At 68.2% G+C, this 17,506-nt stretch carries 5 protein-coding genes; 1 reads left to right on the forward strand and 4 read right to left on the reverse strand.

The window, feature by feature from the left end; genetic code table 11:
- Window positions 1-38: 38 nt before the first annotated feature.
- Both HUT07_RS16615 and purL read right to left on the reverse strand, forming a co-directional pair.
- The gene (locus HUT07_RS16615) at window positions 39-8,150 is read right to left on the reverse strand and encodes an ESPR-type extended signal peptide-containing protein (RefSeq protein WP_176021827.1); all 8,112 of its coding nucleotides are present in this window, start codon (window positions 8,148-8,150) and stop codon (window positions 39-41) included.
- Window positions 8,151-8,589: 439 nt separating this feature from the next.
- Window positions 8,590-12,474 carry a phosphoribosylformylglycinamidine synthase gene (gene purL / locus HUT07_RS16620; protein WP_176021828.1) on the reverse strand — a complete coding sequence of 1,295 codons (3,885 nt, stop codon included), beginning with the start codon at window positions 12,472-12,474 and terminating at the stop codon, window positions 8,590-8,592.
- A gap of 905 nt (window positions 12,475-13,379) precedes the next feature.
- Here purL and HUT07_RS16625 point away from each other — a divergent pair.
- On the forward strand, window positions 13,380-15,491 hold the full coding sequence (locus HUT07_RS16625; protein ID WP_176021829.1) for a glycosyl hydrolase family 18 protein: 2,112 nt from the start codon (window positions 13,380-13,382) through the stop codon (window positions 15,489-15,491).
- Between the two features lie 120 nt (window positions 15,492-15,611).
- On the opposite strand, the gene HUT07_RS16630 is transcribed toward HUT07_RS16625, so the two are convergent.
- Window positions 15,612-16,403, reverse strand: coding sequence for a thioredoxin fold domain-containing protein (locus HUT07_RS16630; protein WP_176021830.1), 792 nt, complete (start codon window positions 16,401-16,403; stop codon window positions 15,612-15,614).
- 100 nt (window positions 16,404-16,503) lie between these two features.
- A complete protein-coding gene (xerD, locus tag HUT07_RS16635) occupies window positions 16,504-17,481 on the reverse strand; it encodes a site-specific tyrosine recombinase XerD (RefSeq protein ID WP_176021831.1) in 978 nt (325 codons plus the stop codon).
- Window positions 17,482-17,506: the final 25 nt, after the last annotated feature.

A 17,506-nucleotide genomic window follows, 5' to 3' on the forward strand; every position in this document is an offset into this window, starting at 1 on the left:
GTGCCGATGGGATGGCCCACCGGCACGTTGTTGCGCACTTACCAGCCGAAGCCGGCACCGACGCCGACCGAGCTGTCATCACTGCTGAAGGCACCACCGATGGTGACCGTGGCGCGATCGCTGATCGCGCGCTGGTAGCCCAGCGACATGGCCGACTCGCCACCCTGGAAACCAATGCCTACGCCAACCCGGTTCTGGGTACGGATGCCGGCGGCACTGGTGGCCATGTTGAGCATCGCCGAGCTCATCGCGCCCTGGCGGTCGATACGGCGATCCATGTGGCGCAGGCGTCCATCGACTTCGCCCTTGAACACATCGAAGCTGTCGCTGACTGCCTGCACGCGGCTGTCGGTGTAGCTGTTGGCGGTGGTGATGCCGCGGTCCAGCTGGCCCTTGTTGACCGCATCGGTTGCGGTGGTACCGGCCGCCACGTTGGTGACCTGGCGTTCGTTGCCCTCGCTGCCGACCGAGACGGTGTTGGCGCGATCGGCAACCGAGCCCTGGCCCAGTGCCACCGCATTGGCGGCCGTTGCGCTCGCGCCCTGGCCGACCGCGGTGGACGATGCACCGCTGGCGACGGCACCATCCCCCATCGCGACAGCGTTGATGCCACCGCCTGCGACCAGTGCCGGCTGTGCATTGCCTGCGCTGGCGGCGGTCGGCGTGCCCTGCACTCGGGCCGTGGCCGACCCGCCATCCGCCAGGCCCGCATCGGCGGTGGCCGAAGCCGTGGCCGCGCTGGCCGCGTCGGCGTCCAGCGGAGCGGCCATCGCACGCAGGCTGGCCGCGCCGGAACGCGTGCCGCTGGCGGTGCGACGATCGATCTCGCTGACCTTGCGGTCCAGTGCGCCCAGTGCGTCGCCGACGTTGCTGTAGGTGGAACCCTGGATCACATAGTTCGGCGCAACGAACACCCCCTGCATGCCGACGCTGGCACCGCCGCCGAGGAAGCTGGCGGCATCGCTGAGCGACTGGAACAACTGCCCACCGTTGATCGCCTGGCGGCTGCCGGACGCAATGCTGCCGGCGCCGACGTTGTCGATGGTGGTGCCCTGGATACCGGCCAGGGTCAGGCGGTCGCGGCTGGCATCGTCGTAGCCGACCGAACTGGCCGCGCTGGTTTCAACGGTGGCGATGCGCGAGTCGAAATCTCCGACCCGGGTTTCCACCGCGCCCACGCGCTGGTTGGTGACGTTGAGCTGTGAACCGGTCACGGCATCGCTGCTGCCGGCAGCAATGCGGCCGTCGGCGACGTTGACGATGCGGCGCCGGGTCGGGCCGTTTGTGCCGGTACTGTTGCCCACCGAGACCACGTTGGCCTCCAGAGCGACCGCGCCCGTACCCAGAGCCACCGAGTTGACGCCGGTCGCACCGGTGTTGGCACCCACGGCAATCGCACCGCTGGCGGGAACCGTGGCGTTGCTGCCCAACGCGATGCTGCGTGCGCCGACGGCGGTGGCAGTCGAACCCATCGCCACCGAGTCGGTACCTACTGCGCTCGCGGTTCCACTGCCGTTGCCTCGGAAGTAGCGATTGGTGGTGTTGGCCGTGAACGCGACCACATCCAGCTGGCCTCGATTGACTGCGTCGTTCCACTCGGTGCCGTTGGCGACATTGGTGACCTGCCGGTTGAAGCCGCTGTTGCCCACCGACACCGTGTAGGCACGGTCGGCCACCGAGCCGCCGCCCAAGGCGACGCTGTTGGCCCCGTTGGCCTGGGCACTGACACCGAGGGCCGTTCCGTTACCGCCTGCGGCCTTGGCGCCATAGCCCACCGCGGTACCGAGACGGCCACTGGCCTCGGCGTAGGCACCGATCGCCGAAGCGCCATCAGCCGTGGCCGTGGCACGGAAGCCACTGGCCTGCGACTGCGTGCCGCTGGCGACAGACTGCGCGCCGCTGGCGGTGCTGTAGGCACCCTTGGCCTGTGCACCAGCACCGGTGGCGCTGGCGCCAAGCTCGGTCGCGGCGGCACCACTGCCCAGTGCAACGCTGTCGACGCCGGTGGCCTGTGACGCATTGCCCAGCGCAGCGCCGTTGGCGCCGCTGGCCAGTGCATTGAAGCCGACCGCCGTAGCGTTGGCCGCGACTGCGGTGGCACCGCTGCCGAGTGCACTGGCGCCGTTACCGATCGCATTGGCTGCTTCACCCGCAGCCAGCGCGTTGTCACCTTCCACGTAGGCACCGGCATCACTGTCGGCACTGCCGCTGGCCTGGAAGTGCTTGCTGGTCTTGTCGGCGACACTGGCCACTGCATCCAGCTGGCCCTTGTTCACCGCGTCAGTGGTCTCGGTGCCAGCGGCAACATGGGTCACCTGGCGTTCGCCGCCGGCACTGCCGACGGCCACCGTGTTGGCACGGTCCGCCTTCGAACCCGCACCAAGAGCGACGCTGTTGGCAGCACTGGCCGTAGCGCTGGCACCCAGCGCGGTGCTGTCTGCCGCATCAGCCCACGAGTTCCAGCCGATGGCGGTGGCGTAGTCGTCGGTAGCCCAGGCACCGGCGCCGAAGGCCGCCGCACCGGTACCGCTGGCACGCGAGGGGATCAGGCCGAAGAAGGTGCTGCCACCGATGGCGACACTCTCTGCGCCACTGGCTTCGCTGGATTGACCGACGGCGACCGCGCCGCTGCCTGCCGCTGCTGCACCGAAACCGACAGCCGTGGTGTTGGCACCGGTCGCCGCCGAGCCGTAGCCCAGCGCAGTGCCGAGACGCCCGCTGGCTTCGCTGTAGCCACCGATGGCGGTGGTGCCATCGGCCGAGGCCGCACTGCGGAAACCACTGGCCAGCGATTGCGCACCGCTGGCGACAGCCTCCGCACCGTTGGCGGTGCTGTAGACGGCGCTGGCCTGTGCGGCGGTGCCGGTAGCGGTGGCACTGATGCCACTGGCGACCGCGCCGTTGCCGAGCGCCGCACTGTCTTCGCCGGTGGCCTGTGCGTTGCTGCCAACCGCGGCCGCATTGGTACCGGTCGCAAGCGTGTTGAAGCCCACGGCGGTGGCGTTCGCGGCTACCGCCGTGGCACCACTGCCGAGTGCGGTGGCACCGCTGCCGATCGCATTGGCCGCTTCACCGGCAGCCAGCGCGTTGTCACCTTCCACGTAGGAACCGGCATCACTGTCGGCACTGCCACTGGCCTGGAAGTACTTGCTGGTCTTGTCTGCCGTGGCAGCGACGGCATCGAGCTGGTTCTTGTTGACCGCATCGGTGCCTTCAGTGCCCGCGGCGACGTGGGTGACCTGGCGTTCGCTGCCTGCGCTGCCGACGGCCACGGTGTTGTCACGGTCAGCCTTGGAGCCTGCGCCGAGCGCCACGCTGTTGGCTCCATTGGCCGTAGCGCTGGCACCCAGCGCGGTCGACTCGGCGCCATCGGCCCACGAGTTCCAGCCGATGGCAGTGGCGTAGTCGTCGGTGGCCCAGGCACCGGCGCCGAAGGCCGCTGCACCGGTACCGCTGGCACGCGACGGGATCAGGCCGAAGAAGGTGCTGCCACCGATGGCGACACTCTCTGCGCCACTGGCTTCGCTGGATTGACCGACCGCGACCGCGCCGCTGCCTGCCGCTGCCGCACCGAAGCCGACAGCCGTGGTGTTGGCACCGGTCGCCGCCGAGCCGTAGCCCAACGCGGTGCCGAGGCGACCGCTGGCTTCGCTGTAGCCACCGATGGCGGTGGTGCCATCGGCCGAGGCCGCACTGCGGAAACCACTGGCCAGCGATTGCGCACCGCTGGCGACAGCCTCCGCACCGTTGGCGGTGCTGTAGACGCCGCTGGCCTGTGCGGCGGTGCCGGTAGCGGTGGCACTGATGCCACTGGCGACTGCGCCGTTGCCGAGCGCCGCACTGTCTTCGCCGGTGGCCTGTGCGTTGCTGCCAACCGCGGCAGCATTGGTACCGGTCGCAAGCGTGTTGAAGCCAACGGCGGTCGCGTTCGCTGCCACGGCCGTTGCACCGCTGCCCAGTGCGGTGGCCCCGTTGCCGATCGCATTGGCCGCTTCACCGGCAGCCAGTGCGTTGTCACCTTCCACGTAGGCACCGGCATCACTGTCGGCACTGCCGCTGGCCTGGAAGTACTTGCTGGTCTTCGCGCCTTCGGCGGCCACGGCGTCCAGCTGATCCTTGTTCACCGCGTCGGTACCCAGGGTACCGGCGGCCACGTTGGTGATCTGACGGGTGTTGCCGCCACCGCCTACCGATACCGTGTTGTCGCGGTCGGCAATCGAATCGGCACCCAGCGCCACGCTGTTGGCGCCGCGCGATTCAGCCGCATTGCCCAGCGCGGTGCTGTTGATGCCCGGCGCATAGGCGCCGCCACCGACTGCGGTGGAATAGTCGCCGGATGCTTCGGTCGCCAGCAGGCCGAACAACGAACCACCCACGGCGACGGCATTGGTGCCGGTGGCCAGACTGCCCTGACCGGTCGCGGTGCTGTAGGCACCGGACGCTTCCGAATCGCCGCCAAGCGCCACGCTGTTGGAACCGGAGGCGTTGGCGAAGTTGCCGAAGGCGGTGGCGTTGAAGGCCGATGCGTTGGCGTAACCACCGATGGCGGTGCTGTAGCCGCCGGTCGCTTCTGCGCCGATGCCGAACGCCGCCGACGCGGTGCCGCTGGCCACGCTTTCACTGCCGACCGCCGTGGCGGCCTCACCGCTGGCATTGCTGAAGTAGCCCACCGCCACGGCTTCTTCGCCGCTGGCCTCGGACAGCACACCGGTGGCGGTACTGCCGGCGCCGCTGGCTACCGAGGCCGCACCGAAGGCTGCACTCTGCTCGCCGCTGGCTTCGCTCTCGGCACCCTGCGCGGTGGCGTATTCGCCGGTCGCCTGTGCATTGGCACCGATGGCGCTGGCATTGGCCGCGCTGGCCAGCGCATTGAAGCCGATGGCCTGTGCATTGCTGGCCAGCGCATTGGCACCACTGCCCAGGGCGGTTGCGCCGTTGCCGATGGCGTTGGCCGATTCGCCGGCGGCCAGCGCGTTGTCACCTTCCACGTAGGCACCGGCATCGCTGTCGTCGCTGCCGCTGGCCTGGAAGTACTTGCTGGTGGTTGCCGCACTGGCGGCAACCGCATCGAGCTGCGCCTTGTTCACCGCGTCGGTGGCCTGGCTGCCCGCCGCCACGTTGGTGACCTGGCGTTCATTGCCGGCACTGCCCACCGAGACGCTGCGGTCACGGCTGGCCACCGAACCGGCACCCAGTGCAACCGCGTTGTTGCCACTGGCCGTGCTGCCCGCGCCCAGGGCGATCGCACTTTCACCGCCGGCCACCGTGTTGGTGCCGATGGCGATGCTGTTGATGCTGTTGCCCAACGCCTGGAAGCCCAGCGCAACACTGTTGTCGCCATAGCTGAAGGCGCCGCGGCCGACAGCGGTGGAGCTGATGCCGTTGGCCCAGCTGTTGTAGCCGATGGAGGTGGCGCCATTGGCACTGGCCCATGCCGCAGGGCCGAACGCCGAGGCATTGCGGCCGGTGGCCCAAGCGCCGGCACCGAACGCGGTGGCCCCCTCTTCGCTGGCGGTGCTGTAGCCACCCACCGCGGTGCTGTCGTCGGCCTTGGCAAAGGCGCTGTCGCCAATGGCGACGGCATAGCTGCCGGTAGCGCGCGACTTGCCGCCCGCTGCGAAGCTGTTGTCACCAGTGGCCTGTGCCGCATTGCCGAAGGCGCTGCTGCTGGCACCGGTCGCCTGCGCGGCATTGCCGACGGCGGTTGAACCGGCCGAAGCGGTGGTGCCGACCTGCACCGGGTTGCCTTGGTCATCCAGCAGCGGCTGGTTGTATTCGTCGTACGCCTGGCCCAGCCCGCCCACGGCTACCGCACCGTCACCGTCGGCGAAGGTGTTGCGGCCCAGTGCCACGCTGTCGGCGCCCATGGCTGTTGCGCCCGCCCCCTGCGCCAGCGCACCGGCACCGATGGCGTTGCTGGCCGAACCCGCCGCCACGGCACCCTCGCCTTCTGCATACGCACCGGCATCGCTGCCGCTTTCCGGCTGTGCCTGGAAGAAGCGCGCGGTGGTGTCGGCGGTACTGGCCACTGCATCCAGCTGCGCCTTGTTCACTGCATCGGTGGCTTCGCTGCCTGCCGCCACGCTGGTGATCTGCCGCTCGTTGCCGGCGCTGCCCACGGCCACGCTGTTGGCGCGCACCGCTTCGGAATTCGCACCCAGTGCAACGCTGTTGGCACCGCGCGCGGTGGCGTAGTAGCCAACGGCAGTGCTCTGCGCGCCACTGGCCCAGGTCTGCGCACCCAGTGCGCTGGCGTTCTCGCCCGGCGCATAGGCGAAGTAGCCCACCGCGACCGACTCCGCACCGGAGGCCTCGGTCAGGCTGCCGTTGGCCACGGCATGGTCGCCGCTTGCAATCGCACCGGCACCGACGGCCGTGGCCGCTTCACCACTGGCCTGGGTCTGCACGAAGAAACCCAGGCCCGGGATCAGGTCGGCCGGACCACCGATGGCAACGCTGCTGGTACCGGTAGCGTTGCTCTGCGTACCGACAGCCGTGGAGTAGTCGCCGATGGCATTGGAGACCGCACCGAACGCCGAGGACTGCGCGCCTGCCGCATAGGCGCCGACACCGTACGCCGACGCGGCGAAACCACCGGCATCGGCGCTGGCACCGACGGCGGTACCGCCAACGCCGGCACTGGTGGCACCGGTCTCTACCGGCACGCCACCACTGGTGATCAGCGGATTGCCATCGGCATCCACCGCAGCACCGCCAACAGCGACGCTGCCCGGACCGACGGCCTGTGCGTTGTTGCCGAAGGCCGCACTGTTCTGGCCCGACGCCAGCGCGTTGTTGCCGACCGCAGTGGCGTTCTGCGCGACGGCGGTCGCACCTGCACCGACGGCGGTCGTGCCGTTGCCGATCGCATTGGCGGCTTCGCCTGCGGCGAGCGCGTCCTCTCCTTCGGCCAATGCACCAGCATCGCTGTTGCTGCTGCCGGTGGCCTGGAAGCGCTTGGCGGTGGTATCGGCTACCGCTGCCACATTCCTCAACTGGCCGACGTTGACCGCATCGGTATCTTCGGTACCTGCGGCAACACTGGTGATCTGCCGGGTCAGGCCATAGTCGACCGCACCCACCGAAACGGTGTCCACGCGATCAGCCAGCGAGCCGGCGCCCAGCGCCACGCTGCCGGTGGCCACGGCGGCCGAATTGGAACCCAGCGCAGTGCTGTACTCGCCCACCGCCGTGCTGAATGCACCAACGGCAATCGACGCTTCGTTGGCAGCGGTCGCACCGCGGCCCAGCGAGGTGCTGCCGGGGCCCATCGCCACCGCGCCTGCGCCCACTGCCGTGGCGCCATCGGCGCTGGCTTCGGACAGTGCACCCAATGCGGTCGCTGCGCCGTTCTCGCTGGCGGCAACGGCATGCGCACCAACAGCGGTGTCGCCCAGGCCGAATGCGGCCGCGCTCTGCCCGACCACCACGCTGGCATCACCGAAGGCGAGCGCGTTCTGGCCAAAGGCACTGGCTCCGACGCCCGCCGCAATGGCCTGCGTACCCACGGCGGTAGTGGCATTGGCCAACGACTGGCTGCCGCTGCCCACGGCAATCGCACCGTCGCCATCGATCTTCGCCGCGTCGCTGTTGTCACCAGCGCCATCGGCCTTGAAATAACGGCTGCCCTCGGCAGCCGCCTGCGCAAGCGCCGCCTGCGTGGCGCGCGCCTGTGCATCCAGCTGCGCCTTGTTCACCGCATCGGTGGCGGCGGTACCGGCGGCGACGTTGGTCACCTGCCGTTCCTTGCCGGCATCACCGACAGAGACGGTGTTGGCGCGCGCTGCCTTGGAACCGGCGCCGAGTGCCACGCTGTTGGCACCGGTAGCGCTGGTACCCGCACCGATCGCCACGGCATTGCTGCCCTTGGCGCTGGCAGTGCCATCGACCGCGCACTTGTCCACCACCTTGCTGTTGAGCACCACGCAGTTCGCGCTGCCGCCAATCTCGACCGACTGCGCCGAGGCGATGCCGGTCATGCCCAATCCCATTGCCAAGGCCAACGCTGCGGCCAGTCGTGCCGGCGCGGCATCCGTCGCACTGCGGCGCTGGTCGACGACCCCGCCTGATGAGCCGGAAGAGGCCAGTTCCGAGGCCACCACCAACTGACCCAATGCTTTGTTCCAGACCTTGCGATAAATCCGATTCATCGGTACGGCTCCTGATTGGACTGGTTTTGGGCAAAGCAACGCCACCGCCGAACCTTCGTGGTTCAACGTCCCCTGGGGGCGTTATTCGCGTGATTTACTGCGGGGTATTGCCGAACGGCGCGCAGGGACAGAAAACCGAGCGCATGCGCCGTGCGGTTACTGCGGGATGAACAGATTTGAAACGGGGGTCAAGTGTTAACGGCATCTTTGCGAATCGTCAAGACTTTGACGCAGCAAATGCCATTGCCGTGAAGCAGTTCACTATTTCACTTGTTTATGTACGTATTTTGTTAGGCATGCGTGAGGAAATTCACACATATGAAAACGCATGTAACTGATGGCCAGTACAGGAGTTTCCGTATTCAAAAAGAAAAACCCGCCGGTTTCCCGGCGGGTTTCCATACGCAATGGCATCGTCAGCTGCGCAACGCGTGTGCGATCAGCCGCACCACACCCGCGCGTTGCGGAACATGCGCATCCACGGTGAATCGCCCTGCCACTCGGACGGGGCCCAGCTCAGGTTGAGCGCGCGCGGGGTGCGCTCCGGGTGCGGCATCATGATGGTCACCCGGCCGTCGGTGCTGGTCAGGCCGGTGATGCCGTCGGGCGAGCCGTTCGGATTCAGCGGATACTGGCTGGCGACGTTGCCGTTGCCGTCGATGTAGCGCAGCGCGACGCGGGCGGTGGCCTGGTCGACGGTGTTGTCGAACACCGCCTGGCCTTCGCCATGCGCCACTGCCACCGGCAGGCGCGAACCGGCCATGCCACGCAGCAGGATCGACGGTGACTCCACCACTTCCAGCAGCGCGGTGCGGGCTTCGAACTGCTCGCTGGCATTGCGACGGAACTGCGGCCAGTGTTCGGCACCGGGGATGATGCCCTTCAGCTGGCTCATCATCTGGCAGCCGTTGCACACGCCCAGGGCGAAGCTGTCATCGCGCGCGAAGAACGCGGCGAAGGCATCGCGCAGCGCAGTGCGCTCGAGGATCGAGGTCGCCCAGCCGCGGCCGGCACCGAGCACGTCGCCGTAGCTGAAGCCGCCGCAGGCGACCAGACCGGTGAAATCCTGCAGCGCCACGCGGCCTTCGATGAGGTCGCTCATGTGCACGTCGAATGCACGGAAGCCGGCACGTTCGAAGATGTTGGCCATCTCGATCTGACCGTTGACACCCTGTTCGCGCAGCACGGCCACGCGCGGGCGTGCACCGGTCTGCACGAACGGTGCGGCGACATCCTCATTGAGGTCGAAGCTCAGCTTCGGCTTCAGGCCCGGCGCGGTGAAGGCACGGGCGATCTCGCGCTCGGCATCGGCATTGGCCGGATTGTCGCGGCGCTTCTGCATGGCGTGGGTGACCGACCACCAGGCATCGAACAACGCTTCCCAGCGCCATTCGGCCAGCGAGTCACCACCCAGCGACACCCGTACGACCGGCGCGGTGGTCGGCTTGGCGATGCGCTGCGCGCACTCGGTAAGGGCGTGGCGCTCGACCAGATCGGCGAACGCGGCGCGGTCTTCGCGGGCAATCTGCACCACGGCGCCCAGCTCTTCATTGAACAGGCTGCGGAACGGGTCATCGCCCCAGGCATCGAGGGTGATGTCCAGGCCCAGGCGCGAGGTGAAGGCCATTTCGCACAGGGCAGCGAACGCACCACCGTCGCTGCGGTCGTGGTACGCGCGCAACAGGCCGGCCTGGCGCGCATCGCGGATCAGCTCGAAGAAGCCCCGCAGGCGCTGCGGGTCATCCAGGTCCGGAGCGGCACCGGCGAAGGCCGGCAGGTCACCGTGGTCGGCGTGCACCTGGGCCAGGATCGAACCGCCCAGGCGCTGCTTGCCAGCACCGAGGCCGATCAACCACAGCTCGCTGTCGATATCGCGATCCAGCAGCGGGGTCAGCTGCTGGCGTGCATCGGCTACCGGCGCGAACGCGGTGATCACCAGCGACACCGGCGACACGCTCTTGTGCGCCTCGCCCTGGTCGTGCCACTGCGCCTGCATCGACAGCGAGTCCTTGCCCACCGGGATGCTGATGTCCAGCTGCGGGCACAGTTCCATGCCCACTGCCTTTACTGCGTCGTACAGCAGCGCGTCTTCGCCCGGGTGGCCTGCAGCGGCCATCCAGTTTGCCGACAGCTTGATTTCATCCAGTGCGTCGACCGGGGCCGCGCACAGGTTGGTCAGTGCTTCGCCGACGGCCATGCGGGCTGAGGCCGCCGCATCCAGCAGCGCCAACGGCGTGCGTTCACCCAGCGCCATCGCCTCACCGGCCACGCCGTCGAAATCGGCCAGGGTGATCGCCACGTCGGCCACCGGCAGCTGCCACGGGCCGACCATCTGTTCGCGCGCGGTCAGGCCGCCCACGCTGCGGTCACCGATGGTGACCAGGAAGTTCTTGGAGGCCACGGTCGGGTGCGCGAGCACGCGCAGACCGGCTTCCTGCAGATCCAGGCCACCGGTCTTCAGCGCCGGCCAGCGCGGTGCCGGCGGGTGCGCGGTATCACGGTGCATCTTCGGCGGCTTGCCGAACAGCACGTCCATCGGCAGGTCGATTGGCGCGTCGGCCGGAATGTTGCCCGGCACGGCGCCATAGGCCACCACCAGATGTTCCGCTGCGGTGGCGACACCGACCGCAGCGAACGGGCAGCGCTCGCGTGCGCACAGCGCGGCGAATTCGGCCAGGCGCTCCTGCGCCACACCGAGCACGTAGCGCTCCTGCGACTCGTTGCACCACAGCTGCATCGGCGACAGCGACGGATCGTCGGTGGGCACCTTGCCCAGGTCGATGATGCCGCCCACGCCGGAATCGTGCAGCAGTTCGGGAATGGCGTTGGACAGGCCACCCGCACCGACGTCGTGGAAGAACTTGATCGGGTTGTTGGCACCCATCGCCACGCAGCGGTCGATGACCTCCTGGCAGCGACGCTCCATTTCCGGGTTGTCGCGCTGCACGCTGGCGAAGTCCAGGTCCTCGGCGCTTTCACCGGAGGCGACCGAACTGGCGGCACCGCCGCCGAGGCCGATCAGCATCGCCGGGCCGCCGAGCACGATCACGGCATCGCCGTCCTGCAGCAGGATCTTGTCGACCTGCACGCGATCGATGGCACCGAGGCCACCGGCCAGCATGATCGGCTTGTCGTAGGCGCGCACCAGATCAGCGCCTTCCGGCAGCTCAAAGCTGCGGAAGTAGCCAAGCAGGGCCGGCCGGCCGAACTCGTTGTTGAACGCCGCGCCGCCCAGCGGGCCGTCGGTCATGATTTCCAGTGCCGGGGCCATCCGCGGGTTCAGCGCACGCGGCGCCTCCCACGGCTGTGGCAGCTCGGGGATGCGCAGGTGCGAGACCGAGAAACCGCTCAGGCCGGCCTTCGGCTTGCCGCCACGACCGGTTGCACCTTCGTCGCGGATTTCACCACCGGCGCCGGTCGATGCGCCCGGGAACGGCGCGATCGCGGTCGGGTGGTTGTGCGTTTCCACCTTGATCTGGAACGCGCTGGGCACCTGCGGTTCGCGGCGGTACTCGCCACTGGCCGGATCCGGGCGATAGCGCGAGGCCGGATGGCCTTCGATCACCGCCGCATTGTCGCTATACGCACTGAGCGTGTGCTGCGGGGTCTGCTGGTGGGTGTTCTTGATCATCCGGAACAGCGAACGGTCCTGCTCCTGGCCGTCGATGGTCCAGCTGGCATTGAAGATCTTGTGGCGGCAGTGCTCGGAATTGGCCTGCGCGAACATCATCAGTTCCACATCCGACGGTGACCGGCCCAGCGCGGTGAAGCGCTCGCGCAGGTAGTCGATCTCGTCCTGCGCCATGGCCAGGCCGAGGCGCTGGTTGGCAGCCTCCAGCTGGTCCACCGGCACCCGCTCCAGTTCACCACGGGCCGGGGTCGAGAACAGGGACTGGCCCTGATCGACGGTCTCCAGCACCGACTGCGTCATCGGGTCGTGCAGCACCTTGACCAGCGCCTGCTGGGCGGCGGCATCGGCCGGCCAACCCTGCACGTCGATGCGCAGACCGCGCTCGACCCGGCTCACCGGCTGGCCAGCACCGCGCACCAGTTCGGTGGCCTTGCTCGACCACGGCGACAGCGTGCCCAGGCGCGGCACCACAATGCGGCTGACCGCCCCGTCAGCGACCGCTTCGGACTGCGGGCGGGCTTCCAGAATGCGGCACAGGGTATCGATGTCGGGGGCGGCAGTGCCCTCGGCCTGCACGAAGTAGACGTGCCAGGCACCGCTGATGCGCAGGGAGGGAGCGATGGACTGCAGGCGGGATTCAAGACGTTCGCGGCGGAACGGCGACAGGGCGGGCGCGCCCTCAAGGACCATCATGTCCGGGGAACCGTAGTTGGGAAACGGGCCCGACATTGTACCGGAAGCGGGGGGAGGCTTCGGCCGGGCGGCGCCCGGCACCCGCAGAGGCCAGAGCCAGAGGCAGAGGCAGAGCCGAAGCAACGGCAACGGCAACGGCCAAAGCCAAAGCAACCGCTGGATTGCTGTGGGCTGGGCGGGGCGGTGGGGGCCAGCAGGACACGCCGTAAACCCATCCATGGGGGCTCGATGGCGCCATCCATGGCGCCAACGGTCCTGCTGGCCCCCACCACCCCACCCTCGACAGATTTCTGCGATCTGCCGGAACGGCACGGGGTCGGAGCCCGTTGTTTCGCAACGGGCTCTGACCCTGGACTTGTTGCGATGCCTGATGGATCCATCCACGCATGGCGTGGATCTACTGGCGGTCCCGGGAACGGGTAGATCCACGCCATGCGTGGATGAGAGCGAAGCGACCGGCGTTTGCTTTTGATTTTTTGTTCGTCTTTCGTGGCTGGCGCCCGCATGAACCTGTCGGGGGCCGGGCGGGTGGGGTCAGGCGGAGTGTCCGCGGCATGGATGCCGCGGCCAAGCCCCCATGGATGGGTTCACGGCGTCCCCGCATGACCCCCCCCGCCCGGCCCAACTCCGGAACCTGCTCCAGCCCCAACCACGAGGGGGCTCCGCCGATGGCCGCCGACCGCGCGCCAGCGCCGCTCTCGCCCAAATCCCCGAACCATGCACTCGCTCACGGATTGACCACGCAATTGATGACAACGTTGTCCCCACCTGGCGCCGGACTCTCTCCCCGGCCCACCAGGTACCTCCGTCCGCCCCCTCCGTCGCCTTCCCGGGCGATGTCCGGACCCTGCGTTACGTGCGGCGCCGTCGTGGCCCGTGCGCCAACCATCGATCGGAGACACACCATGTACGACCCGCTTGTGCAGAGTGCCGATGTACGCAGTGCCCACCCTTCCCTTCATCGCTGTCGCCCGCGCCGTCTGGCCTGGTTGCTGGCCCTCGCCGGGGCCGTTGCCCTGCCCGGCCTGGCCCAGGCCGCCAGCTGTGCCGGCGTGGCCGAATGGGACCAGGCCAAGATCTACCGGAGTGGCGATACCCTGCAGAAAGGAGGCGTCCTCTACCGGGCGAACCAGGACATCTGGAACGCGCCGCCGGACCATCCAGCCGGGGCGCCCTACTACACCAACCTCGGGGCCTGCGACGGCAGCGGCGCCAACCAGCCGCCGGTGGTCAGCCTGACCTCGCCGGCCAACGGCGCCACCTTCAGCGCCGGCAGCACGGTCAACGTGACCGCCAATGCCAGTGATGCGGACGGCAGCGTCAGCAAGGTCGAGTTCTTCCGCGATGGCAGTTCGCTGGGTGTCGACACCAGCGCGCCGTACAGCGCCAGCTGGGCCAACGCCAGCGCTGGCAGCCACACCCTGCGCGCGGTCGCCACCGACAACAACAACGCCACCGCCAGCACCGCGACCATCACCATCACCGTCAACGCGGCCAGTGGCGATACCACCGCGCCCAGCGTGCCGGGCGGCCTGGCCGTGGGCACCCGCACCGCCAACAGCATCGCGCTGAGCTGGAGCCCGTCCACCGACAACACCGGCGGCAGCGGCCTGGCCGGTTACGACGTGTACCGCAACGGCAGCCTGGTCGGTTCACCGTCCAGCGCCAGCTATGTCGATGGCGGGCTGACCGCCTCCACCAGCTACAGCTACCGCGTGCGTGCCCGCGACAACGCCGGCAATGCCTCCGCACAGGGCACGGCGGTGACCGCCAGCACCCTGGCCGGCGACGGCGGCACCACCGGCAAGCGTGTCATCGGCTACTTCACCCAGTGGGGCATCTATGGCCGCAACTACCGGGTCAAGAACATCGACAGCAGCGGTTCGGCCGCGCGGCTGACCCACATCAACTACGCCTTCGGCAACGTGCGCAACAACCGCTGCGAAGTGGGCGTGACCCAGGCATCGGATCCGAACACCGGCGTGGGCGGCGATGCGTTCGCCGATTACACCAAGGCCTTCGGTGCCGGCGAAAGCGTGAGCGGCAGCGCCGATACCTGGGACCAGCCGCTGCGCGGCAACTGGAACCAGCTCAAGCAGCTCAAGGCCAAGTACCCGGGCATGAAGGTGCTGATCTCGCTGGGTGGCTGGACCTGGTCGCGCGGCTTCTCCAGCGCAGCGCAACCGGCCAACCGCCAGGCCTTTGTCGCCTCGTGCATCGACGCCTACATCAAGGGCAACCTGCCGGTGACCGACGGTGCCGGTGGCCCCGGTGCAGCCCTGGGTGTGTTCGACGGTATCGACATCGACTGGGAATACCCGGTGGCCTGCGGTATCGCCTGCGGCACGCCCGAGGACAATGCCAACTTCACCGCGCTGATGGCCGAATTCCGTCGCCAGCTCGATGCGGTGCGTCCGGGTCTGCTGCTGACGGTGGCAGTCGGCGCCGGCATCGACAAGATCCGTGTCACCGATCCGGCCGCGTACCACCCGTACCTGGACTACATCAACGTGATGACCTACGACTTCCACGGTGCGTGGGATGCGAAGACCAATCACCAGTCGGCACTGTTCGATTCGCCGAGTGATCCGTCCACCGGCGACCAGAAGCTCTACAACAGCAACGACGCCATCGAGGCTTTCATCAGTCGCGGCGTTCCGGCCGCCAAGCTCAACCTGGGCATCGGCTACTACGGGCGTGGCTGGACCGGCGTGGCCAACGCCAACAATGGCCTGTACCAGACCGCCACTGGCGCTGCTCCGGGTACGTATGAAGCCGGCATCGAAGACTGGAAGGTGCTGAAGAACCTGACGTGGCCGGGCTACACCGACAACACCGCCGGTGCCACCTGGATCTACAACGGCAGCACGCTGTGGAGCTTCGATACCCCGGCCAACATCACCCGCAAGATGGGCTACGTGAAGACCCAGGGACTGGGCGGTGCGTTCGTCTGGGAGTTCAGCGGCGACGATGCGCAGGGCACGCTGACCAAGGCGGTCAGTGATGGCTTGAAGTAAGAAAGATGCCGGGGGTGCAGCGCGCCCCCGGCTTCCTGCCTGTAGAGCCGAGCCCATGCTCGGCTGCGGAAACATCAGCCGAGCATGCGTTCGGCTCTACAGAAACAAGGTCGGCCGCGATCAGCGCTTGGCCGACAGCTTCTCCAACGCGGCACGTAGCTGCGCCGGCGGCAGGTAGCCGCCAAGCTGGGTGCCATCCGGCGCGAAGATGGCCGGCGTTCCGTTCACGCCCAACTGCTGGCCCAGCGCGTACTGCATCGCCACCGGGTTGGTGCAGTTCTTCGCTGCCACCGTGCCACCACGCTTGGCATTGGTCAGCGCCTGGCGACGATCGGCCGCACACCAGACCGAGATCATGTCGGTGTAATCCTTGCTGCCCAGCCCCATGCGCGGGAAGGCCAGGTATTCAACGGTGATGCCGTTGCGGTTGAGCTCGGCGATGTCCTGGTGCAGCTTGCGGCAATAACCGCATTCGATGTCGGTGAACACGCTGATGGTGTATTTCGCGTTCGGCGCGGCGAACACGATGCGGTCACCATGATTGGCCTTGGCCAGCAGGTCACGACGGTAACCCAGCAGGCCTTCGCTGTTGGCCGGGCTCTTGGCGCGGATGTCGTAGGGCTGCGACTGGAACAGGTAACGGCCGTCGTCAGAGACGTACAGCAGCTGGCCGGAGACCACCACTTCACGGAAGCCCGGGAAAGGTGCAGCACCGATGTAATCCACCTGGAAGCCGGGGTTGAGTTCGGTCAGGGCCTTGCGCACGGCCTGCTCGGCCGGAGCATTGGCGGTGGCGGCAGGAGCGGCCTTGGCCGCCGCTGCGACGGGCGCCTTCGCGGCGGGCGGGGCCGGCTGGGCGCAGGCACTCAGGCTGAGCGCGCCGAACACGGCGGCGATGGCGAATCGGAGCATGGAGCAGTCCGCAGCAGAAGGAAGACTTCGGATTCTGACACAGCCATCCTGAGTGGTCCGCGATGCCGCGCACAGGCCCGGCAGGGATCCAGCCGTGGGCTCAGCCGCGTGGATGATGGCGGGCGTGCAGTTTCTGCAGGTGCTCGCGTGCGACCAGCGTGTAGATCTGGGTGGTGGACAGCGAGCTGTGGCCCAGCAGCATCTGCAGCGCGCGCAGGTCGGCGCCGCGGTTCAGCAGGTGCGTGGCGAAGCTGTGCCGCAGGCCATGCGGACTGATCCGCGCCGGGTCGATACCGGCCACCGCCGCGTAGCGCTTTACCAGGTGCCAGAATGCCTGGCGGGTCAATCCATGCAGTGCCGGCTCGATGAACAAGGGCGTCTGCCCGTCGGCCAGCGCCTGCACCTTGCCCTTCCCCACCAGTTGCGGTCGCGACTGCTGCAGGTAGCGTTCCAGCCAGTACTGCGACTCCTCGCCCAGCGGCACCAGGCGTTCCTTGCTGCCCTTGCCGGTCACCCGCAGCACGCCCTGGCGCAGGTTCACCGCCGTGGCGGGCAACAGCACCAGCTCGCTCACGCGCAGCCCGGCGGCATACATCAGCTCCAGCATGGCGCGGTCGCGCAGGCCGAGCGGACTGTCGATATCCGGCGCCGCCAGCAGCGCATCGATCTGGCTCTCGGCCAGCGCCTTGGGCAGCAGCCGTGGCAGCTTCGGCGGGTCGAGCAGTGCGCTGGGATCCTCGATGCGTTCGCCACGCCGCACGGCGTCGGCGAAGAAGGCACGAAGCGCCGACAACAGCCGAGCATTGCTGCGCGGCGACCAGTTGTGGCGGGTGCGCCACGCCAGGTACTCGAACAGGCAGGCACGTTCAACACCGGCCAGACCACCGTCGCGCCCATCGCACCAGCGCGCCAGGCCTTCAAGGTCGCGGCGATAGCTGTCCAGCGTGGCGCGGGCCAGGCCGTGCTCGGCCCAGATCGCGTCGAGGAAACGCTGGATGCGCTGGCCGTCCTCGCCGCGCAGCTCGGGTAACTGCTGGACCAGCTGACGACGTTCGGCGGGGGTGGAAGTGACGGCCATGCACGCAGGATACGAGGCCAACTGC

It is taken from the genome of Stenotrophomonas sp. NA06056 (assembly GCF_013364355.1).
Classification (GTDB): domain Bacteria; phylum Pseudomonadota; class Gammaproteobacteria; order Xanthomonadales; family Xanthomonadaceae; genus Stenotrophomonas.